Origin of the sequence: Pedobacter sp. Leaf41, from assembly GCF_001422545.1 — a bacterium.
Taxonomy (GTDB): Bacteria; Bacteroidota; Bacteroidia; order Sphingobacteriales; family Sphingobacteriaceae; genus Pedobacter.
This window is the reverse complement of sequence record NZ_LMLE01000007.1, coordinates 100136-125185: the sequence shown is the minus strand read 5'-3', so window position 1 is coordinate 125185 and position 25050 is coordinate 100136. Positions and strand designations below refer to the sequence as shown.

Annotated in this window: 12 protein-coding genes; all 12 read left to right on the top strand. The window is 39.7% G+C overall.

What is annotated here, in order from left to right; all coding sequences use genetic code 11:
* Nucleotides 1-12: 12 nt before the first annotated feature.
* Nucleotides 13-1275, top strand: a complete 1263-nt coding sequence (locus ASE92_RS10815; protein WP_056850122.1) for a hypothetical protein — start codon at nucleotides 13-15, stop codon at nucleotides 1273-1275.
* A 1-nt stretch (nucleotide 1276) separates the two neighbouring features.
* The gene (locus ASE92_RS10810; protein WP_056850407.1) at nucleotides 1277-2353 is read left to right on the top strand and encodes a phytase; all 1077 of its coding nucleotides are present in this window, start codon (nucleotides 1277-1279) and stop codon (nucleotides 2351-2353) included.
* A 707-nt stretch (nucleotides 2354-3060) separates the two neighbouring features.
* Nucleotides 3061-6195 carry a TonB-dependent receptor gene (locus tag ASE92_RS10805; RefSeq protein ID WP_056850121.1) on the top strand — a complete coding sequence of 1045 codons (3135 nt, stop codon included), beginning with the start codon at nucleotides 3061-3063 and terminating at the stop codon, nucleotides 6193-6195.
* A 12-nt stretch (nucleotides 6196-6207) separates the two neighbouring features.
* Entirely contained in the window at nucleotides 6208-8037 is a 1830-nt protein-coding gene (locus ASE92_RS10800; protein ID WP_056850120.1) for a RagB/SusD family nutrient uptake outer membrane protein, read from the top strand.
* An 8-nt stretch (nucleotides 8038-8045) separates the two neighbouring features.
* Complete coding sequence (locus tag ASE92_RS10795; protein ID WP_056850119.1) at nucleotides 8046-8726, top strand: DUF3823 domain-containing protein; 681 nt, start codon at nucleotides 8046-8048, stop codon at nucleotides 8724-8726.
* A 61-nt stretch (nucleotides 8727-8787) separates the two neighbouring features.
* Entirely contained in the window at nucleotides 8788-10710 is a 1923-nt protein-coding gene (locus tag ASE92_RS10790) for a family 43 glycosylhydrolase (protein ID WP_056850118.1), read from the top strand.
* A gap of 15 nt (nucleotides 10711-10725) precedes the next feature.
* The gene (locus tag ASE92_RS10785; RefSeq protein WP_056850406.1) at nucleotides 10726-13212 is read left to right on the top strand and encodes a sugar-binding domain-containing protein; all 2487 of its coding nucleotides are present in this window, start codon (nucleotides 10726-10728) and stop codon (nucleotides 13210-13212) included.
* A 459-nt stretch (nucleotides 13213-13671) separates the two neighbouring features.
* Nucleotides 13672-17742, top strand: a complete 4071-nt coding sequence (locus tag ASE92_RS10780; RefSeq protein WP_056850117.1) for a two-component regulator propeller domain-containing protein — start codon at nucleotides 13672-13674, stop codon at nucleotides 17740-17742.
* Between the two features lie 56 nt (nucleotides 17743-17798).
* Nucleotides 17799-19454 carry an alpha-L-fucosidase gene (locus ASE92_RS10775; RefSeq protein WP_056850116.1) on the top strand — a complete coding sequence of 552 codons (1656 nt, stop codon included), beginning with the start codon at nucleotides 17799-17801 and terminating at the stop codon, nucleotides 19452-19454.
* Between the two features lie 55 nt (nucleotides 19455-19509).
* A complete protein-coding gene (locus ASE92_RS10770) occupies nucleotides 19510-19851 on the top strand; it encodes an L-rhamnose mutarotase (RefSeq protein ID WP_056850115.1) in 342 nt (113 codons plus the stop codon).
* A gap of 121 nt (nucleotides 19852-19972) precedes the next feature.
* Nucleotides 19973-22546, top strand: coding sequence for a helix-turn-helix domain-containing protein (locus ASE92_RS10765; protein WP_056850114.1), 2574 nt, complete (start codon nucleotides 19973-19975; stop codon nucleotides 22544-22546).
* Between the two features lie 89 nt (nucleotides 22547-22635).
* Complete coding sequence (locus ASE92_RS10760; protein ID WP_056850113.1) at nucleotides 22636-24972, top strand: TIM-barrel domain-containing protein; 2337 nt, start codon at nucleotides 22636-22638, stop codon at nucleotides 24970-24972.
* Nucleotides 24973-25050: the final 78 nt, after the last annotated feature.

Sequence of the window (25050 nt, the reverse complement as noted above, 5' to 3'; positions counted from 1 at the left end):
AAAAATAAAAACATGAAATCAAATCAGATTTTTAAATTGCTAATGCTTGCCCTGCTGGCACTTGCCGGCTGCGAAAAAGCAAATATCGATGTGGATACTACAGTTGTAGATGGTTCGGCAATTGGAGAAGTTTCAGGCGTATGGGCAAAAGGAAGTACCCAGGTAATTAAGGGTGATATCGTTATTCCGGAAGGCAAATCGCTCACTATTGAAGAGGGGGTAACGGTATTGATGGATACCCTTGCTAAGCCAGAAATTATAGTAAAAGGTAATTTGTACGCATTGGGAACTGCCGAAAATCCAATAAAGTTTACGGTGAATGAATTTTATAAAACTGCAAAGAAGAAATTTGGTAAACTATGGGGAGGTATTTTAGCAGGCCCAACCTGCGAGGAGCTGGTGTTGGATCATGCCGTTATTGAATATGCAGGTTCAACCACTTCTGATGCATCAACATCAGTAAAAATGGGACTTTACAAGGCAGTTGCTGGAGAAAATTTACCAGCATTATGGTTCTCCAATGCAAAAGGAAAATTAGTGGTGCAAAATACGGTGTTCAGGAATCTTCAGGAGGATTGTACTTACATTGAGGGCGGAAAAATCATTTTCGCAAATAATGTATTCTACACCACAGGGGTTACCGGTGGCGAAGCGATGAATTTCAAATCTGGCTGTTTAGCCGATATCGCTTATAATCTGGTTTATAGTACAAATACCAATGCACTGAAACTTTCGAATACCGGAGATAAGACGCCACAAACCTATATCATCATTTACAATAATACTTTGGTGAATACAGGCTGGAGAAGACCAACAGCCAAAGGCGGTTCTGTTTGGGTGGAAAGCACTGTTCGTGCCGATTTGTACAATAACCTTTTTGCCAACACCCGTTTTGGGATAAAAAGAGATCCTAAAAAACCTGAGGATGCCCGTTCAGCTTATAGCAATAACTGGTATTATGGTTTTGATCAGGTAACGGTGAATCAGTTTCAGCCGGGAAGCAATGATGTGATAGGTGGAAAAAATGACGTAATTAGTAAAGTGGCTGGAGAAAATGATCCCAAATTTGTAAACTATCCGTTAAATACGGCGTTGAACAATGCTGATTTCAATACTTCATGGGATTTCCACTTGCAAGGTAATTCGCCGGCATTGGCTAAAGGCATTACCAATTTCACCCGTCATCATGCGGCAGGCATCGTAATGAAAAACGGTATCACTTACATTTCACCAGCGCCATCTACCTTTGTTGGCGCATATGGAAATAAAAATTAAAATGAAGAAAACGAATATCATAAATGTTGCTACAGCAGGCCTTTTGTGTCTGATTCTTTCCTGTAATGGAACTGCCCAACAAGTAGATCAGGATGCAGTAAAGCCGCTATACATATCTGATCCTGTTGATTTTGATACTGACGATCCTGCTATATGGGTAAATGCGAAAGACCCGGCGCAATCGTTAGTTATTGGAACAGATAAAGATACCAAAGGAGGCTTGTACGTTTTTGACCTCAAAGGAAAAATTATCCCTGCAAAAACTGTTAAAGGGTTAAAAAGACCTGATAATGTAGATATTGCTTATGGACTTGATCTCGACGGGAAAAAAATAGATATCGCGGTAACTACAGAGCGTTACACACATAAGCTGAGAATTTACAGTCTTCCAGATATGAAACCGGTTGATGGTGGAGGAATACCTGTTTTCGAAGGAGAAACCCAGGCTGAGTTTAGGGATTTAATGGGTATTGCAATGTATACTAATGCTGACGGAAAAATTTATGCTGTTGTTGGCCGAAAATCAGGACCAAAAGAGGGCGGTTATTTGTGGCAGTACTTGTTATCAGATAATGGTAAAGGAATGGTAAAAGCAACCCTGGTAAGAAAGTTTGGAAAGTACAGTGGTAAGAAAGAAATTGAGGCCATTGCGGTAGACAATGAACTTGGATATATTTATTATTGCGATGAGCAGTTTGGTGTGCGTAAGTATCATGCGGATCCAGAGAAGGGAAATCAGGAACTTTCCTTATTTGGGCAAGGCGATTTTGCTGTGGACAATGAAGGGATTGCGATTTATAAAACCAAAGGGAACAATGGCTACATTTTAGTTTCAGATCAAGGTGCCAAACAATTAAAAGTTTACAACCGGACTGGGCAGGCTGGCGCTGTGAATAAACATCCGCTAATAGCCACCATTAAATATGCTGCAAATCAAACTGATGGAATTGATATAGTTTCAGTACCATTGAATGCCGACTTTAAACATGGGCTATTGGTGGCAATGAGCGATGATAAAACCTTCCATTTTTACAGATGGGAAGACCTCGCGGGGAAAAAATTGGATGTTAATCCATAAATACTTTACTTACTATGTTATGTTGGATTGATGCCTTTTAAAATCGAACAATGTAAGAGGAAGCCAAATTTCGGCAACAAAACAATAAGGTGATAGAATTTTCGAATTGCCGTTTCTGTTAAGAACAAGGCAGGTTATTTACAAAAATAACCTGCCTTTTTTTGTTTTTGTAAACTAGCTTTGGTTTTGAAAGTATGGTTCGCAAAGGAATATTACGCAGCTATACAATTAACTGATCTTGTAACAAAAATGTATTAGCGACAAGTCAACACGTAAGTAAAGTTCCAGAAACCGATCTGTCATCAAAGGTGATAGAACACTCTTATCACATTTGCTTCTCTATAAAAACTAATCCGAGAATCGAAGGCAAACTTTATTTATAAATATTGCTAAAACAGCCTATACGGCGCATTTTGACTCCTTTTGACGAAAAATTAAATGTTAATTGACGGATATGTGTATGTCCATGCCTGATTAAATCAGTTAAGTTTGATTCCGAAAACCAATTATAAATCCTTTCATTGATGAGCAGCTACCCTCCACAACTTACGAGGCTAACTCACCTCTTTTGATTTGATATTTCTCAAGGAATTATCAAAACGAAAGAAATTAATTTGATCGTTTCTCGAAACGAATTCGAATGTCATCAACTGTAACCGGACGAATAATCGCTATTCAAAACGCTTATACTTTAAACCAAATATAATATGAGAATCCTGAAAATTTTCTTTTTCTGCGTAATGTTATGGGGTATTCCCACATATTCATTTGCACAACGTAAGATTTCCGGACAAGTATTAACCGAACAAAATGAGCCTCTTCCGGGAGTAACTATTTTGGTAGAAGGTTCTGTTCCGAGAGAAATCACAACTACAGATGCCGATGGCCGGTTCCAGCTTACGGCAACTAAAGGTACCTTACTGGTAACTTACATCGGGTACAAAAATCAACGCATTACGCTAACCGACAAAATGCAACTAAATATTGTTTTGCAAAGCGATGATCAGGGTTTGGATGAGGTTGTTGTAGTGGGTTACGGTAAACAATCTAAACGGAACATTACTGGTGCGGTAAGTAATATTAAAGCTGAAGATATTGTACGTACTTCATCTACCACTGCTGCTGGTGCGCTTGCCGGAAAAGTACAAGGTGTATCGGTTCGGGCAAAAGATGCTCGTCCGGGTAGAGGTGCGAGTATCGAAATTCGGAATATGGGTAACCCATTGTACGTAATTGATGGGGTAGCTTATGGTGGTGAGGGTGGTACGGATTGGGTTGGTACTCAGAATGCATCTGGTGCCGATATTTTTAACGCTTTAAACCTGGAAGATATTGAAAGTATTTCTATTTTGAAAGATGCTGCAGCAGCTGTTTATGGCTTTCGTGCAGCAAAAGGTGTAGTTTTAATCACTACAAAAAAGGGCTCGAGAGATGAAGTAGCCAAAATTAACATTAACGGCTACCAAGGCTGGCAAAACCTAACGCGTTTCCCTACCATGGCTAACGCAGCGCAATATACCCGGGGATTGGTGGAAGCAGCGCAGAATGATCCGAACGGCAACCCCACGCAAGTATATACACGTGAAGAGTTGGCGAAATGGCAGGCCGGAACCTTACCAGGTTATCAGGGTTATAATTATGAAGACATTGTACTTCGTAAAAATATCCCTCAACGTTACATTAATGCAAACGTATCTGGTGGTGCCAAAAAATCAAACTATTTCCTTTCTGTTGGTCACTTAACGCAGGATGCTGTAATTAAAGATTTTAACTACAAACGGACCAATCTGCAAGCCAACATGGAGGCGACCATTTTAGAAGGTCTAACCGTTGGGGCACAAATTTCTGGCAGACAAGAAAATACGCAAGATGTTGGTTTGCCTGGCGGCGACGGTTACTTTTCATCAATATTGTCCATTTTCAAAAACCGACCAACTGTTGGTCCGTATGCCAACGATAATCCACTTTATCCTAACCAAACAAATGAATTTGCCTATAATCCGGCCATTTTCAGTAGAGATATTGCAGGTTATAAAGACAATAAGTACTTAAGTGGAAACGTAAATTTAACTACATCTTATAAAACTAAGTTTGGTTTATCTGCTAAAGGAACGGTTTCATATAATTACACGAATAATAAGTTTGATGGCTTTCAATATACTTATGATGTATATCGCTACGAAAACAACAACTATGTTCGAAGCAATGGAACCAACTCTGGCTGGAGATACAAAACCGACCGAGTTGCAGTATCACGTTTCGCCCAATTTCAGTTAGATTATACCAAACAAATAGGAGATCATAATTTCTCTGTAATGGCTGGTTACGAACGTTCTGACTGGGACAGAACCTACAATGCGATTGGTTCAAATCCAACCAACAACTACATTCCTTTGGTTAATCAGGTTGCAGAATTAAACAGCATCGCTGATGGGTGGTCATACGAGGCGAGAGCAGGTTTCATTGGTCGTTTCAATTACAACTACAAAGGAAAATACCTTGTTGAGGTTTTGGGTCGTTATGATGGATCTTATTTATACTATGAAGGTAAAGAATGGGGTCTTTTCCCAGGCGCCAGTTTAGGATGGAGAATTTCTGATGAGCCATTTTTCAAATCAATAAAAAATGTAGTTAACGATTTAAAACTGAGAGCATCTGTTGGTCAGACAGGTTTAGAAGAGGGTGTTGGAATGCTTGATTATTTATCTGGTTATAACTTCGGTTCGGGAAGCGCTATTTTGAATGGTACTTTTTATCCAGGTATTCGCCCAAAATCACTTCCAATAAGGAATCTATCATGGGTTAAAAACACCAACTACAATATCGGTATCGATGTAGGCATGTTCGATAACAAACTAACCATTACTGCTGATGCCTTTAAAATTATCCGTACCGGCTTTCCTGGAAAAAAATATGATGTTTTATTGCCAAGTGAAGTCGGTTATGAGTTGCCAAATGAAAATTTAGGTAAAAATGGCTACTATGGCGCAGAGGGTATCATTACTTATAGCAGCAAAGTTGGAGATTTAAATTATGTAGTGAGCGGTAACGTTACTTTCTCGAGGTTCAAAAACCTTGAATCGTACAAACCACGTTTCAGCAACTCTTTGAATGAATACAGAAACTCTGCCGAAGATCGTTGGGGTGGTGTATGGTGGGGCTACCAGGTAATTGGTCGTTTCCAATCAGAAGAAGAAATTCGTAACTATCCGGTTAATAATGATGGTAATAACAATAGAAACCAATTACCGGGCGATCTTATTTACAAAGATGTTAACGGTGATGGAATAATCAACGAAATGGATGAGCGTCCGATTGGTTATCCAACAGGATGGGCGCCAATCATCACTTTTGGTGGAAGAATCGGTTTAAACTACAAAGGAATTGATTTGAATGTTGATTTTGCTGGTGGCGGCATGCAGTCGTGGAACCAGGATTATGAATTGAGAAACGCTTTCCATGGTGGAGGTAATTCGCCAGCCTATTTATTAGAAGATAGATGGCACCGTGAAGATCCTTACGATAGAAACAGTAAATGGATTCCGGGATATTATCCTGCAATACGTAATGGAAATAGTGGTCCGAACGGTAGAAACAGCGATTTCTGGTTAACTAATGTACGGTATTTACGTGTGCGGAATTTAGAATTGGCTTACACACTGCCTCAAACCATTTCGCAGAAAATTAAAGCGCAAAAAATCCGCTTTTATGTAAATGGCTCAAACCTGATCTCTTTCGATAATGTGAAAGATTACCAGATTGATCCGGAAATTGAAGCAGCAGCAGCGGTAGTTTATCCTCAGCAAAGAGTATTTATGGCCGGTTTTAATGTAACCTTTTAACAAAGCAAAAAGATGAAAAAAATATATATAGGTATTGTGGTTTCCTGCTTATGGCTTGTTAGCTGCAAGCACGATGAATGGTTTCAACGTGAATCTAAAACAACCATCACCGATGAACAATTGTGGAACGACCCTAAACTAGTTACGTCGCAATTGGCCAATTATTACGATCGTTTACCATCCTTACATGGCGTGTTTAACACCGGCGGTATGACCGAGATTGACGATGCCATGTGGTCTGGCACACGTGATCAAAATGGGAAAAATGATTTTCAGTACGGAAGTGATTATGGCCGCTACTGGGATTATGGGCTAATTCGTGATTTGAACCTTTCGCTTGAAAGCATAGAGCAGTTCAGTATCAAACTTACTGCTGAACAGAAAAACCTTTTCAAAGCAGAAATGCGCTTCATGCGGGCTTTTGTTTATTTCGAGATGGTGAAGCGGATGGGTGGAGTGCCTTTGGTTACCAGACAGTTGATTTACGATTTTAGTGGTGACCCGACGCCTTTACAAACTCCAAGAGCTAAAGAACATGAAGTTTACGATTTCATTTACAGCGAAATGGAAGCGATTAAAAATGATCTTGCTACGAATAACGGGATCAAAACCCGGGCAAACAAATATACTGCGCTGGCGCTAGAAAGCAGAGCGATGTTATATGCAGCTTCGATTGCAAAGTACAACAGTTTAATGGCTGCGCCAATTAGTACCCCAGGCGGCGAAGTTGGCATTCCAGCTGCGATGGCTACAGATTATTACAACAAATCGTTAACGGCCTCGAAAGAAATTATGAGTGGTCCTTTTGCTTTGTTTAATGAAAACGCAGATAAGGGCGGCAATTTTTATGACATGCTGAATAAAAAAACCGGTAGTGAGGTAATTTTTGCTAAAGACTTTGCGGTTGGTTTAAAAGTTCATCGTTTTACTTACGATAATATTGTAAAAAGCATGACGGAAGATAATGAGGCTTCTTCTGCAATATCGCCTTCATTAAGTTTGGTAGAAAGTTTTGATTATCTAGACGGAACCAGAGGAACTTTACGTGATAAAGATGCGAGTGGTGATTACATCGCTTACAGTAACCCTATAGATATTTTTGCTGGAAAAGACGCCCGTTTATTTGGAACAGTAATTTACCCGGGTACTACATTTAAAAGCAGTCCGGTAAGGTTACAGGCAGGTGTTGCTGTTTGGAATAACACTTCCTATCAACTATCTACTTCGGCCGAGCTGGGTAAAAACTATACCGATGGTCAAACCTGGACAGGATTTGACGGGCCGAAAGATGATGCTGTTGATGTAAGTAATACAGGATTTTATATTCGCAAAATGGTTAGCGATGCGCCAGCTGCAAGTACCAGAGGTACATCTGCAGCAAATTGGTGGCCATGGTTTCGCCTGGGCGAAATTTACCTGAATGCTGCAGAAGCTGCTTTTGAATTAGGCAGGCCCGAAGCACTGGGTTATGTAAACTCCATCAGAGCAAGAGCTGGTTTTCCGGCAAATAGCCTTAGCGCATTAACCAATAACATCATTCGTAACGAACGCCGTGTAGAGCTTGCTTTTGAAGATCACCGTTATTTTGATTTGAAAAGATGGCGTATTGCCCACCTGGTTTGGGATGGCTCAGAAACTGATCCAAATGCAGTGGTTATGGGCTTGTATTCTTACCGGGTTATACGTCCTGGGCATCCAGATAATGGCAAATACATCTACGCAAGAGTACGACCAACACGTTTCAGACGGGCGAGGTTTTTCCGTATGACGAACTATTATTCATCAATTGCACAAGATGTTTTAAACAACAATCCAAAAATTGTTAGAAATCCTTTCCAATAACACAAATTATGAAACTAAAATTTTTAATCATATTAACTGCAGCTGCCAATCTGTTTCTGTCGGGCTGCGGATACGATAATTTCGATGCGCCACAGCTTACTTTATCGGGTCGTGTAGTTTATCAAGGTAGTGCACTTAGTGTGAGAAATAATGGGCCACAGCTCGAACTCTGGCAAGATGGCTTTCCGCTGCGTTCTCCCATTACGGTTTACATGCAACAGGATGGAAGCTTTTCTGCTAAATTGTTTGCAGGGCAATACAAGTTGGTACGCCGGGCAGATGCGCCATGGTTGCAACAAGCAACAGATACTGTTCGCGTTAACCTAACTGCAAATATGAATCTTGATGTTCCGGTAACACCATATTTTACCATAACAGCAGAATCTTTTGAGAAATCTGGAACCAGTATTATTGCGAAATTAGTTGTGAATAAGGTGGTGCCTACTGCCAATCTAGATTTTGTACGCCTATATCTTGGCAAGTCGATTTTAACCGATCAGGTACAACGGGAAGTAAGGGTAGATGCCAGTTTAGGCAACGTAGTTCTAGGGCAGCAACTGCAAATTTCTTCAGGTGCTTTGCCTGATAATTTAAAAAATCTCGACTTTGTTTATGCCAGAGTAGGGGTTAAATCTACCTCGGCTGGAGAATATATTTATTCGCCGGTACAAAAAATTAGCTTAAAATAAATTAACTTAAGTGCTGGAAATATGCCTCCTTATATTTTCAGCACTTTCTATTGAAAAATTGATGACATCCCACAAACTACAATTCCGAATCTTCTTTATTGCGCTGCTGCAGCTTTTTTCACCATTCAATCTTTTTAGTCAACAGTACAAGGCAGGGCCTGCCGATAAAGATTATGCAGGTTATTTGTTTGTGTATTTTAAAGGCAATGCCGTAAGCGATGAAGCACTTTGTTATGCCATTAGTACCGATGGATACAACTATAAAGCTTTAAACAATAATCAACCGGTACTAGCGTCTGATAAAATCAGTTCTACTGGTGGAATTCGAGACCCTCATATTCTTCGCGGCGTAGATGGTAAAACCTTTTATATGGTGCTTACCGATATGACTTCTTCAAAAGGTTGGGATTCTAACCGGGCAATGGTGATGCTTAAATCAACTGATTTGGTGAACTGGAAACATTCCATTGTTAATATTCAGCAACTTTATAAAGGGCAGGAAAATTTAAAACGGGTTTGGGCCCCACAAACCATTTACGATCCAGCAAAAGAAAAATATATGGTTTACTGGTCGATGAAACATGATCAAGGACCTGATATCATTTACTATGCCTATGCAAATGATGATTTTAATGGCTTCACTTCAGAACCAAAAGTCCTCTTCACGCCGAAAAATGGCAAATCTTGTATCGATGGAGACATCACCAATAAGAATGGCTTGTTTTATCTCTTTTACAAAACTGAAGGGAATGGAAACGGGATAAAACTGGCCATCACCGATTCGTTAACGAGCGGAAAATGGATTGAGCAGGATGGATACAAACAGCAAACCAAAGATGCTGTTGAAGGTTCGGGTGTTTTTAAGCTAAACAATTCTGATAAATATATCCTAATGTATGATGTTTACGGAAAAGGGAAATATCAGTTTTGCGAAAGTTTAGATTTGGATAAGTTTAAAGTAATCGATCATGAAGTAACGATGGATTTCCATCCAAGACATGGCACCATTATTCCACTTTCACGCCAGGAAATGCTTAATGTTACTGCCCGTTGGGGAACACCAAAAGGAATAGAATTGGCTTTTCGTAAAAATCCAGTATTAGATGGTTTTTATGCTGATCCAGATGTAATTTATTCTAACCAGACAAAAAAATATTACATCTATCCAACCAGTGATGGCTTTGATGGATGGGGCGGTTCTTATTTTAAAACTTTTTCTTCTCCTGATTTAAAAACCTGGATAGATGAAGGCGTTATTTTAGATTTGAAAAAAGATGTGAGTTGGGCAGACCGAAATGCCTGGGCGCCAACAATAGCCGAGAAAAAGGTGAAAGGAAAATATAAATATTACTATTACTTTACCGCTGCGCAAAAAATTGGTGTTGCCATTGCTGATCATCCTGCAGGGCCGTTTAAAGATTCTGGAAAACCATTGGTAAACTTCAAGCCAGATGGCATTAAACGTGGCCAGGAAATCGATCCAGCCGTATTTACCGATCCAAAAACAAAACAAAGTTATTTATACTGGGGAAATGGCTACCTGGCTGTAGCAGAACTTAACGATGACATGATTTCGTTGAAGCCCAACAGCATTAAAACCTTAAACACTGATAAGACTTTTAGGGAAGGTTGTTATGTGTTTTTTAGAAAAGGAACATACTATTTTATGTGGTCAGAAGATGATACGCGAAGTGAAAATTACCGTGTTCGTTATGGAACATCTAAGTCTCCACTTGGCCCTATCGAGATCAAAGAAAATAATCTGGTTCTACAGAAAGATCCATCAAAAGGCATTTACGGTACTGGCCATAACTCGGTGCTCCAGGTGCCTGGGAAAGATGAATGGTATATCGTTTACCATAGATTTAATTATCCAAATGGGATCACAATGGGGGATGCAGCAGGTTTTAACCGTGAAGTTTGCATCGATCAGATGTATTTTGATGCCGAGGGGAATATTATACCCGTGAAGCCTAAACTATAAACAATAATGAAACGAATGAAAAAATATATCATGTTTTTCTTGGCTGCAATCTTGTTGAGCCTGAATACTTTTGCCCAACCAGGTTTTGGAACAGCCGAAAAAATTAATGATAACTGGCGGTTTCATCTTGGAAACATTGATGACAAAGCAGCCTTGGAAGACAATGGCAAATCGTGGAAGAATGTACAGCTGCCTCACGATTGGAGCATTAAACAACCATTAAGCCCAACGTTGGCCAGTGCTACCGGTTATCTCCCGGGAGGCTTGGGCTGGTATCAGAAACAAGTTACCATTGCTAAAGAAGATCAGGAGGAAAAGTTTTTCATCTATTTTGAAGGGGTTTACAATCGAAGCGAAGTTTTTATCAACGGACAATCAATTGGTAAACGTCCTAACGGCTATATTTCATTCGCATACGAAATAACGCCGTTTTTAAAATTCGGCCAGGAAAATAAAATTCAGGTTAAAGTAGATCATACACAAGATGCCGACTCTCGCTGGTACACCGGCTCTGGCATTTATCGCGATGTATGGTTGGTAAAGGCGAATCCGGTTCATTTGGAGCAATGGGGTGTCTATGCTTTCGCCACGGTGCAAGGCGCTAACGGAAATTTAAAAGTGCAAACTACGTTGAACAACGAAATGCCAACAGCGGCCAAAGTAACAGTGATTAATGAGTTGCTTAACCAGAACGGTGCAGTGGTAGCTAAAAAAGAAGCAAAGGCAAATTTAACGGGACAATCTAACCTCGAACTGTCGGTTGATTTGAAAGTTAATCAGCCAAAATTATGGAGTATCGATGAACCAAACCTGTACACCCTTCGAACCACGGTAGTTCAGGATGGTAAAACAATAGACCAAACCAGTACTATCACTGGGTTTAGAAATATTCATTTTAATCCTGATCATGGCATGACGCTAAATGGTAAGGAACTTAAGGTAAAAGGTGTTTGTCTGCATCACGATTCAGGTGTTTTAGGTTCAGAAGTTTACCCCGAAGTTTGGCGACGCAGGTTGCAAACTTTAAAAGGTCTCGGTGTAAACGCCATTCGTACCAGTCACAATCCACAGGCTTCATCGCTTTACGCATTATGTGATGAGCTAGGTATTCTGGTTTTAAATGAAGCTTTTGATGAGTGGGAATTCGCCAAGAGGAAATGGTTGCAGGGTTGGAATGTTGGTACTCCGGGTTTCCAGGGTTCTTTTGATTATTTTAAAGAATGGGGCGAAAGGGATTTAGCGGATATGGTAAAACGCGATCGTAATCACCTTTCTATCTTCGCCTGGAGTATCGGTAACGAGGTTGATTATCCTAACGATCCATATTCTCATCCAATTTTGGCTGGTGCAAAAGAAGGTGGATTTACACAGCCCATTTTTGGAGGCTACAAAAAAGACGCCCCTAATGCCATGCATCTAGGTGATATCGCTAAAAAGCTTGTTTCGGTGGTTAAAAAATACGATCCATATCGTCCGGTTACGGCAGGTTTGGCTGGCGTAGCAATGTCTAACGAAACCGAATATCCTGGAGCTCTTGATATTGCTGGTTATAATTATACCGAAAGCCGTTACCAAACCGATCACCAACGCTATCCGAAACGTGTTCTTTTTGGTAGCGAAAACCGTCACGATTTTGAAGCCTGGAAAGCTGTACGTGATAATGAACATATTTTCGGTCAGTTTTTATGGACGGGTATCGATTACCTTGGCGAATCTGGCCGCTGGCCTGCCCGTGGTTTTTATTCGGGTTTGGTTGATTTTGCCGGTTTTGTTAAGCCACGCGGATATTTCCGCCAGGCGCTTTGGTCTAACAAGCCAATGGCTTACCTGGGTACTTATCCGCTTAAAGATGGTGGAAATGCTCAAGATGCCTGGTCGCTTTTGGAGTCTGGCCAGGGAGCGAAAAAAGATATTGCACCATCAATGGATGCCTGGCCAATCTGGAATTACCAGGAAGGACAGCAAATTCGGGTGGTTTGTTATACCAATGCTAAAAAAGCAAAATTAGAACTCAACGGCAAACAGATTGGAAAAACCAAGCCATACGATGATAAATATGGCATCATTTCTTGGGATATACCTTATGCTGCTGGTCGTTTAGAAGCGGTAGGGCTTGATGAGAATGATAAAGAAATCACCCGTCACGAATTACAAACAAGCAAAAACCCATACGCCATCAAAATTCTACAAGGTTCAGAACTTAAGGTTAAAGGAAATAAAGGCATTGCGCAAATAGAAATTCAAATTGTTGATGAAAACGGCGTCGGCGTAGAACTGTCTGATAATGAAATTACCTGTCAAATTGTTGGTAGTGCAAGGTTATTAGGGATGGAATCTGGAAACAATAGCGATATGGGGGACTATGCCGACAACCGCCAACGGGTTTTTCACGGTAAAATGGTTGTTTATGTACAAGCGACTGGAAAAGCTGATGATGAGGTGTTGGTAAGGTTTAGTTCTCCATGGCTTAATAAAGCCGACCTTAAAGTTAAAGTATTTTAGAATAACTATAATTTAATTGTAGGTGATGAGGTATAAACCGCTAACAACCAAAATGTTAAATTAATTTATATAAAAGTAAAGTGTACATCTTCAATCTTAGTATTTTTGCGTTATTGATGTTAAATTTTTTATTGGGAATAACATTTATTCATGCGCAGAATAAAATTGTTCAGCGATGGCCCGATCAGAAACTCAGCCTTGAGTTGGAGATAAAAGAGGGAAAACCGACCTATCAAATTAACTAAAACGATAAAGTTTTTATGGGTAAATCTCCGCTCGGATTAATCACTTCACATTGGCGTATAGGCAGAAAAAAATTCCCGATATTAAAAGCGTAAAATCAGTCCTTTTATAAATGTTATTTTAACGGTTATTGCTATATTTGAAAAGACCAAATATATCGCTGATGCTAGTTTTCCAGTTTTTTCATGGAAACAAGATAGTCTCAACACAAATGCTATGAATAACAAAATCCACAAAAGTTTTATTAACAGACTGAAAGATTGTGGCTTTTTGAGTGGTTTTATTTTGGTGATGCTATTACACGTGTCCGCTCTCTCGTTTGCTCAGGAAGGAAAAACGAAATACCTTTCTTTACAAGATGGATTATCAAATCAGCAGGTTTTAGATGTCGTTCATGATCACGATGGATTTATTTGGGTAGCAACTGAATTAGGATTGAATCGTTTTTCGAGCAATTCGTTTAAACACTTTTACAAAGCGGAAAAGCCGGATGGTAAATCGGTAAATAGCAGTGAAATAAATACGCTTTTGTACGATAACAAAAAGCTTTATATCGGCACAAGATCTGATGGTTTAAACGTACTGGATTTAAAAACAAACACCTTTTCCTATTTCGTACATCACCCCAAGGATGAAAGTTCAATTTCGACGAACGACATTACTGATATCATCAAAAGTAAAAATGGAAAACTTTGGTTGGCTACATTTCACCAGGGGGTTCAACAATTTAATACGACTTCAAAAAAGTTCCTCCATTTTAACCAGAAGAGTGTTCCGGAAATGCCAGAGAACAGTGTATGGTCGCTTGCTGAAGATAAAAACGGTCTTTTGTATATTGGCCATGTAAATAAAGGGGTTTCGATATTAAATCCGGTAACAAAAGAACTTCAACTGTTGGATGTAAAAACTACGGGTGGAATTCTGCCAGATAATGAAGTAAAATCGCTCTTCTGTGATAGCAAAAATAACATCTGGATTGGCACAAGAAAAGGGCTCACTGTTTATAACCCGGTTTCAAAGAAACTGAATCATGTTAAACTCAGTAGTAAGTCGATTAAACGTAATGAACCGTTTATCTTTTCCATTAAAGAGGTCCAACATCAAATTTGGGTTGGGGCTGAGTCTTCGCAGTTATTTGCTTTGACGCCCAATTTCAATATTAATAATGATGAAATTTCTTACAGCGTATCGACGCCGTTGGCGCTTACTCATGGAAGCAATACCTCCGTACAAAACATCGATCAGGATCAGTTTGGGAATGTTTGGTTAGCCATTTATAGTGGTGGTTTGGCCTTTTCCTCTCACTTAAAACCGTTTTTTTCTATTCTTCCACAGCAAGAATTTTCGAGCGAAAGAAATAAAACGGCTACCGTTACGGCCATCATCAACGATCAGCAACACAAAACCTTGCTGGCTACTACCGGTGAAGGTATTCTACAGATAGATAATAATGGCCGTGTTGATCATATCAATGCCAATAACAGCTTGCTGGGAGATGATTTCCTTTTGTCGGGTTTTGAAGATGAAAGCGGCAATAAATGGTTTGGTTTGCAAAAGGGAGGCGTTTCCTGTTATCAACCAGCTAGCAATAGCTGGAAGAAAATTGATGGCGGAAAACGCATGTCGGAAGTTAGGGCAATTATGCAGGATAGCCGAAAAAATATTTGTTTTGCCGCTCAGGAAGGCCTATTTATTCTTGCTCAGAGGATAGATACGCTGCGGAAAATCACCATCACCACGCCGATGATGGGCGATTTTTCTCCAAGAACTTTGGTAGAAGACCATCTTGGTAATATGTGGGTAGGCACTTACGGCCAGGGGATTTATATTTACGATCGAAACTGGAAACTAATCAAACGCGTCAGCAAAGCGGAAGGATTGGTCAGTAATACAATCAACCATATGTATCGCGATTCGGAAAATACGATTTGGATTGCGACAAATGAAGGTTTGTCTTATCAATTATCAGGCAATCAACTGGGGAAAATTAAAACTGTTCCACTTCATCTCGGAGATGCCTGGCTAACGATAAACGCCATTACGGAAAGTCCGAAAGGAAATATTTGGTGTGCAACGAGACTGGGCTTAATCCGTTACCTGCCGGCTCAAAAAAGGCTTTTAAGCTACGATCAGGCATTTGGATTGCCACTCGGCGGCTTCATCAACAACAGCGTATCCAAAGATAAAAACGGACGACTCTTTTTCGGAATGCCCAGTGGCGCTTGTTATTTTGATCCGGTAAACATCCCATTAAAACTTCCTTCATCACCAATTAACATCAGCCGACTGATGGTTTTCAATACGGATGAACACAGCGCACAAACTGAAAAGTTTCCAGATGCTGAACAGAGAATTCATCTGAAGTACGGCGAAAACAGCTTTCGCATTGAACTAGCTGTGATGGATTATGCCATGAATGATCTTTTGGAATTCAGTTATAAGTTGCAGGGCTTTGATAACAAATGGATTTCGCTTGGCGATGAAAAAAATATAGATTTCCGCAGTATTCCCTACGGCAGTTACGAACTTAAAATTAGAACCAGACAAAAAAATGAGCAGTGGTCTGAAGATTATGAAAGCCTCCAAATCACAATCAAGCCGCCTTTTTACTTAAGCACATTGGCCATTGCATTTTATATCGTTGTGGTTTTGGCCACCATAATTGCATTCTTTTTCTTTTACATTAAACGAATAAATGCAGAAGCGCAACTCAGTTTAAAAAAGCAGCAACTGGAACAAGAAGGAAATTTGCATACCGAGAGGATGAATTTCTACACCAATATTACTCATGAACTACGTACACCGTTAACATTGATTTTGGGTCCGCTGGAAGATCTTTTGCATGAAAACCAACTGTCGCCTAAACACCGGGAACGCCTTTCAATAGTTCAAAAAAGTGCCACCAGGCTTTTTTCGATGGTTAATCAACTGTTGGAATTTAGAAAAGTTGAATCTCAACATAAACCACTTGCTTTGCAGCCTGGATTTTTAAGGCAACTTTTAGAAGAGATTGTTCAAAAATATGTTGAGGCTAGTCAAAGCAAAAATATCAACATCAGTTTAACGGCCAACGGTGAAGATTTCGAAACGATGTTCGATCGAGAAATTGTACAACTCATTGTCGACAATCTCTTATCAAACGCTTGCAAACACACAAAAGCTGGCAGCGTAATGGTTTCTTTAGATTATGAACAAAATAGCCAGGGAAACTTGGCAGTTATAAAAGTGAAAGATACAGGTGGTGGAATAGCGTCAGCACATCTGGAAAAAATATTTGAAAAGTTTTATCAGGTTCCTCAAAATACAGGCGATGGCGCTGGTGTCGGTTTATCACTTGTGAAACAATTGGCCGCCATCCATCACGGGCAGGTGAGTGTGAAAAGTGAATTGGATTGGGGAAGCGAGTTCAGTGTCAGGTTATTGACTAATCCAGTATCGCCCCAAATTCCTTATCTATCCGAACACGATGCAGTGCTTGATGAACAAAAGACACCACAGGTAGAATTGCTGCCAGTGGTTTTGCTAGTAGAAGACGATGTTGATTTGCGGGCTTATTTATCTACTTTGTTAGCATCAAAATACAATGTGATTACTGCAGAGAATGGTAAGCAAGGCTTTCAACTTGCAAAAAGCCATGTTCCGGATATCATTGTAAGCGATTTAATGATGCCTGAAATGGACGGGTTTGCCATGCTCCAGGCTTTGAAACTGGAACGCGAAACCAGCCACATTCCAACAATTTTACTCACTGCAAAAAGTTCTGAAATGGATAAACACCGTGGCTACGAGCTCGGTTTGGATTCCTATCTCACCAAACCGATTAGCACACAATTGCTTTATGGAAGGATAGATAATTTGCTTTCCAAAAGGAAAAGTTTATATGAAGAAGTGCTGTCTCAGTTATCTAATCAAATAAAAAGTACAGAAGTTATACCTGCTGAAGTGGAAGCCGACCCCTGGCGTGAAAACGATTTTGTAAAGGAGTTTGCAAATTTAGTAGAAAAATTAATGCACCAGGAAGTTTTGGACGCTGCTACTTTGGCCGAAAATATGAATATGAGCCAATCGACTCTGTACAGAAAATTGAAAGCGCTAACGGGAAAAAACATTAATCAGCTGGTAAGAAAAGTGAGAATGCAAAAGGCAGCTCAATTGCTTGATTCGGGGAAATACAACATCAACGAAGTATCGTTCATGGTGGGAATAAACAGTTCCATATATTTCAGGCAGTGTTTCAAAGAGGAGTTCGGTCAGCTTCCTTCAGAGTATCAAAAAAATAAAGTGTAAACAAGGAATTATATTGAAGACGCCAATCAAATATTATCCTAAACCTATTAACCACAATGAATAGAAGAGATTTAATTAAGCAGCTTGCCATTGGAGTGCCGGCTTTAGCACTGGGAAAAAATCTCAATGCAGCCCAAAACATTTTCAATGCACCAGGGATAGGATACCTGCCGGGTCCGTTCAAGCCGACCTGGGAATCGCTTTCTGCCTACAAAACACCAGATTGGTTCCGCAATGCAAAGTTTGGAATCTGGGCACATTGGGGTCCGCAATGCGAACCTGAGTATGGAGATTGGTATGCCCGGGAAATGTATATGGAAGGCAGCAAGAAGTATAAATACCACCTTGAAAAATATGGACATCCTTCTAAATTTGGTTTTAAAGACGTAATCAATGAATGGAAAGCCGACCAATGGAATCCGGAGGAGCTGTTAAGCTTGTATAAAAAAGCAGGAGCAAAGTATTTTATGGCGCTTGCCAATCACCACGATAATTTTGATCTGTATAAAAGTACTTATCAGAAAAAATGGAACTCCACCCAAATTGGCCCAAAGAAGGATATTATAAAAGGTTGGGAAAAAGCAGCCCGGGCAAATGGAATGTATTTCGGCGTGAGCGTTCATGCGGCACATGCCTGGACCTGGCTAGAAACTGCCCAGCGTGCTGATTTGAAAGGTGATTTAGCGGGCGTTCCTTATGATGGAAAGCTAACAGCTGCCGATGGAAAAGGGAAATGGTGGAATGGTCTCAATCCACAGGATTTGTATGCTCAAAATCATCCACTTAGCGAAGATAGCCAGGATAACGATGCTTCTGGCAAACAGTGGGATTGGGGTAACGGAGCCGCTATCCCTTCCAAAGCCTACTGCGAAAAGTTTTACAATCGTACCGTAGAACTGATTGATAACTATGGTCCTGATCTTATTTATTTCGATGATACAGCCTTACCACTTTGGCCAGTGAGTGATGTAGGACTGCGTTTAGCATCTTACATGTACAATAAAAGTATTCAGAAAAATAACAAACTTGAAGCGGTCATTTTCGGGAAGATACTGGATAAGCAGCAGCGTAAATGTATGGTTTGGGATATTGAACGCGGCCATAGCAATGAAATTGAACCTTTGCCATGGCAGGCCGATACTTGCATCGGTTCCTGGCACTACGACAGAACCATTTACAATAAAAAAAGCTATAAAAGTGCAAAAACCGTAGTGCAGATTATGGCCGATGTGGTGAGTAAAAACGGTAATTTTCTGCTGAGCATCCCTGTACGTGGCAACGGCAGTATTGATGAATTGGAACGTGCAATTGTAGAGGAGGTTGGAGAATGGATGGAAGCTAATAGTGATGCGATTTATGATACCCGGCCATGGAAAGTCTTTGGTGAGGGTCCTTCAACTGAAAATAATCAGGCTTTAAAAGATCAGGGTTTTAATGAAGGTAAAAGTAAGCCTTTTACACCTGAAGATATCCGTTTCACCACCAAGGGAAATGCGATTTATGCCGTGGTGATGGCCTGGCCAGAAAAGGGTATCGTACAGATAAAATCGATGAAAAAAGGAAGCAGTTATTTGGAAAAAGCGATTAGCAGCGTTGGCTTATTAAGTACGGGGCAAAAGCTTTCTTTTAAACAGAATGAAAATTATCTGGAGATCGACATAAAAGATTATAAACCTAAACTCGCTTACACCTTTGCTTTGAAAATTGTTTAATTGAGCCAAGAGGCAGTTAGCCATTGGGTTATTGATAACATCACGATTTATAGCTATGAAAAAATATGCACTTGCGCTTGATCTGGTAGACGATGAAAAACTGATCAGTGAATATGAGGAATACCACAAAAATGGCTGGCCGGAAATCACCAAAAGTATAGTAGATTCTGGCATTACCTCAATGGAAATCTATCGCATTTCGAACCGTTTATTTATGGTGATGGAAACAACAGATGACTTTACGTTTGAAAATAAGAAGATGATGGACGAAGCAAATGAGAAGGTATTGGAATGGGAAGCGTTGATGTGGAAATTTCAACAGCCTTTGCCAGGGGCGGCGCCAGGAGAAAAATGGCAATTAATGAAACAGGTTTTTGAGTTAAATCCAAATAAATAATACTGCAAACGAAAACCGCATTGATGTTTGAATAATTGCTAAACCTATTAACTGATAGCTGCGACTTAATTTCAACATTTAAAACGAAATCTTTAAAGGCAACAAAACTTAAATCCTATAAATGAAGCCGATTTTACTGACCATTATATTGCTGCTGAATTTAATGCCAAAGCTATTTGCTCAGGATTTCGTTTTTTCACCTTTAACCGTTTCGCAGGGACTAAGTGATAACCAAATACGGTACATCATCCAGCTTCAAGACGGCCGAATGGTTTTTAAAACCAGTGGGAACCTCAATATTTTTGATGGTTCGCGTTTTACCTATATTCATGATAAAAGTAAGCAAGGCTATGCGTTGAAAAGTTACGACGGTTTCTATCGGATTTACCAGAGTGGGGATTCCATTCTCTGGATAAAAGATCATCATAAATTAATGCGGGTTGATTTGTATGAAGGAAAATACCAATCAAACCTTAACCGCTATTTCAAAACTGCTGGCTTTAACGGCGCAATTGATGATTTTTTTCTAGATTCAGATAGTAGAATATGGCTACTTAACAACCAAAAGTTACAGTCGAAAAATCATCAATATTCAATAGATCTAAATCATAATGTTGGGCTACTGCAAGATGTGAGTAATGAAAGAGACGATTTATTTCTTTTTTACAGCACCGGCGAAGTAATTTGCTACAATTTGAAAGCAAAGCGCCAGCAATTTAAACTGGCTGCATATCCTGCTGCTCAACAGTCTAAATTTCAAAGTACATCACTTGTGGTGAAGGCGAAAAATGGATTTTATCAACTTCGGAATGGGAGTAATGGTGGCTGCTTCTTTTTTGATATCCGTAAACGCGATTGGAAAAAAGTATTGGAAACGCCATATCACCTCAACACTCTGGTGGTAGATGGAGATGGAAAAGCAACCATCAGCTGTGCGAATGGAATTTGGATTGTGGATGTAAAGCATAACAAAAGCCAGTATATTCCAGTTATTGAGCAGGCAGATGGAACTAAACTCAATACAGAAATAAGTACGCTATTATACGATAAACAAGGTGGTTTATGGCTCGGAACTGCTAATCAAGGATTATTATACCATCATCCGCATCGGTATTTATTTAACACCGTAAAAAAATCTTCGTTTCTTGGTAGTAGTTTTAAAGATGTGATGGCTCAGTCATTTGCCGAAGATGATCTCAGCAAAATCTATGTTAAAACGCAGTCTGGAATATATTTGTACAAGCCCGGAGTTGGAAACGAAGATTCCCTACGACCTCTGCCCCCAAAGTTAATTCCTTCTGGAGTACTTAAAGGTTTGAAAACGGAGGTATTAAACTTGCCTGGCAACCAAACAGCCAAATTTAAAGATAGTAAGGGTTGGATTTGGACGGGCACCACAGATGGTTTGAGTTTATTAAATCCTGTTACTGGTAAGGAACAATTTTTCTATACTCAAAACGGGCTCTCCAACAACTTCATACAATCGATTTTTGAAGATAGCCGTAAAAATATTTGGATTGCCACTAGTTATGGAATTAACCGGGTGCAACTTAGTAAAGCTGCAAAGGATATCACATTTATCAACTACGATGCTTCAACAGGTGCCTTGGAAGGCGAATACTTGCGAAATGCTGTATTTGAAAGCAAAAATGGAACACTTTACTTTGGTGGCGTAAATGGCTTTTCGGTTTTAAACCAAAATATTGCACAGAATGATAAATTGCCATTTAAACCGGTTTTTACTGATTTTTTGGTGCATGGAAAGAAGATAGATGTTGAAGTGGATAATAATATCTTGGACAAAACGGTGCCTTATACTAGCGGCTTAGTTTTACTATACGACCAAAATTTTCTCACCTTCCGTTTTTCGGCACTTAACTATCAAAATCCTGCCCAAACTTACTATCGTTACAAACTGATCGGTATAGACCAGGAGTGGAGAGAAAACCGAAGTGCACAGGGAAACGATTTTTCTGGAAGGGATGGAGTGCTCACAATATCTTACACCAATCTTCCGCCAGGAAAATATGAACTTCAGGTAATGGCTTCTACTACCAATTTGGAATGGCCAGGAGAAATCACCACAATCAACCTAACCATTAATCCTCCATGGTGGCGAACTACGGTGGCATATTTTTGCTATTTTGGTTTAATGGTTGTAGCCATTTGGCTTAGCATTAGGTTTTATTTGCGTAACGCCAGAAAAAATGCAGAACGAAATCGGAGGGAAGATCTTCTCCTGCTCAGAATCAGAAGTTTAATTGATCAGCAAAATTTATTAAGTGGGAAACTCGAATTTGCAAATCCTTCTTCCCCGCCAAGAACAGAAATTCCTCAGTCCACGGAAAACATGAACCCGATGGAAGCTGCGTTTTTAAAGAAAGCAATGTTGCTGGTCGAGAATAATTTAAATGTAAGCGACTATTCTGTTGAGCAACTTAGCAGCGATTTGAATATGGACCGTACCGGGTTGTATCGCAAATTGATTACCTTACTTGATAAATCTCCTTCGTTATTTATCCGCAACATCAGGTTGGAAAAAGCTGCAGAATTACTTCTTGAAGGAACCCTTAATATTTCTGAGATTGCCGATCGTGTAGGCTTTAGCAGTTCGAGCTATTTGAGCAAATGCTTTCAGGAACGTTATGGCTGTAAACCTTCTGAATATGCTCAAAACGTGAAAAAATCAACCTAAATACAAAAAAATTCAACATTGGTGTTGTCTCTATTGAGGTTGTTGAATCTATTTTTGCTGTCATCAAATACCAAATATAAACCTACAATATGAGAATTTATCAAAGGCTTTATTTTATAACGGCAGCGCTAATGCTGACTTTTTCGGGAGATTTAAACGCACAGTCAGTTCAAAAACTTCCGCAGGGAATTTCCTTTTCCACTCAAGGGATGGATATTAAAATTGAATATTATTCGCCGAGCATTGTGCGTGTGTTTAAAACGCCTGACGGAAAACCATACGACAAAAAGAGCCTCTCTGTGGTTGGTAAAGCGGTGAAAACCCCGGTTGAATTTTCTCAGATGGGAAAAAATACGCTGATTAAAAGTGATTCACTTCAGGTAGAAGTAAACGTAGAAACAGGTGGTATTTATTTTTCAGATCGTTCGGGAAATAAATTGTTGAATGATAAAGATTATGGAACACAATTTTCTCCCATAGATGATGCTGGTACACCATCGTTTAAAGTTCGGAATGGTTTTTTGCTTGATAAAGATGAGGCCATTTATGGGGTGGGACAAATTCTGGATAACAAATTTAATCGACGCAATTCTGCTCATCACATGCAAAATGAAAATATGTCAACCTACTCGCCGTTTTTTCATTCGGTTAAAGGTTATGGCGTTTTTTGGGATAACTATTCCATTTCAGAATTTAACGATAACCCCCAGGAACTTTCTTTTGAAGGTTTAGGTCATTGCTCAGATTACTATTTTATGTACGGTAAAAATGCGGATGGCGTAATTTCAAAAGTGCGAACTTTAACGGGGAAAGCTCCCATGCTTCCATTGTGGGCATATGGTTTTTTTCAGAGTAAGGAGCGATATAATAGTCAGGATGAAAGTTTAAATGTGTTAAAAAAGTATCGCGATTTAAAAGTTCCGCTTGATGTGGTGATCCAGGATTGGCGTTATTGGCCCGAATATAATAAAAGTGATAGTGCATGGAACTCTCAGAGTTTTGATAAAGAACGCTTTCCAGATCCAAAAAAATGGGTGGATCAGATTCATCAGTTAAATGCTAAACTGCTCATTGTTACCTGGCCTGGCTTTGGTCCAAAAACAGATCAGCGAAAGGAATTCGATAGTAAAAAAATGATCATTAATTTTGATACCTGGCCACCAAACAGCGGGGCGAGACCTTATGATGTTTTCAATCCTAAGGCCTTAGATATTTATTGGAAATATCTGGATAAAGGTATTTTTAGCTATATCGGAAACGATGGTTGGTGGCTTGATTCAACAGAGCCGGATCACATCAATAAAAAAGAATCTGATTTCGATTTACCCACTTACCTTGGCAGTTACAGAAGTGTAAAAAATGGTTTCAGCCTGATGCATAATAAGGGGATCGCAACCCATCAGCGGGAAAGGAACAGCCAGAAAAGAGGCGTCATTCTCACTAGATCTGGCTTTATTGGTCAACAGTTGTATGGTTCTAATACCTGGAGTGGCGACGTAAGTTCTACCTGGGATATGCTCGAAAAACAAATTCCTGCGGCTTTAAATTATACGCTTATGGGCATTCCGAACTGGAATAGCGATATAGGTGGCTTTTTCGCCGGTCGCTGGCGTAATGGAGGTGGAAATAAAAATCCTGAATTTCAAGAGTTGTATGTTCGCTGGATGCAGTTTGGAACTTTTAGTCCCATGATGCGTTCTCATGGAACAGAGTTGCCAAGAGAAATCTGGAATTTTGGCGACCGCGGTTCCTGGTGTTTTGATGCTCAGGAAAAGTTTATCAAGCTTCGTTACAGCTTATTGCCTTACATTTATAGCACCTCGTGGGATGTTAGCAAAAATGATGGAACCTTTATGCGTCCGATGGTGATGGATTTTGCTGCCGATAAAAAAACACATGAAATGGGTCATCAATATCTGTTTGGCCGATCGATTTTGGTTGCTCCGGTAACAAAATATCAGACTAAAAAATGGCCTGTATATTTGCCAGAGGGAAGCGGTTGGTATAATTTCTGGACCAACCAATATTATAACGGTGGGAGAGAGGTAAACACTGATGCGCCAATAAACATCGTTCCACTTTATGTTAAGGCTGGATCAATTATTCCAATCGGGCCGGACGTCCAATACTCAACAGAAAAAAAATGGGATAATTTAACTGTTCGTGTTTACGATGGGGCAGACGGTGAATTTGTATTGTACGAAGATGAAAATGATAACTATAATTATGAAAAAGGAAAGTTCTCTACCATCACATTTAAGTGGAATAATCAAGAAAAAACATTAAGTGTAGGCGATAGAATTGGTAATTTCAAAGGGATGTTAAGTACCAGGAAGTTTAATGTAGTATTAATTGCTGATGGTAAATCGCCTGGGCGTTCCAAGTCGATTACCTACAATGGAAAGTTGATTAATATGAAGCTTTGATTCGAGGCTAGCCAATCTCGACTGAACAAATAAAAGTAATTTGAAGGGTTAGCAATTCAGAATGTTGCTAACCCTTAA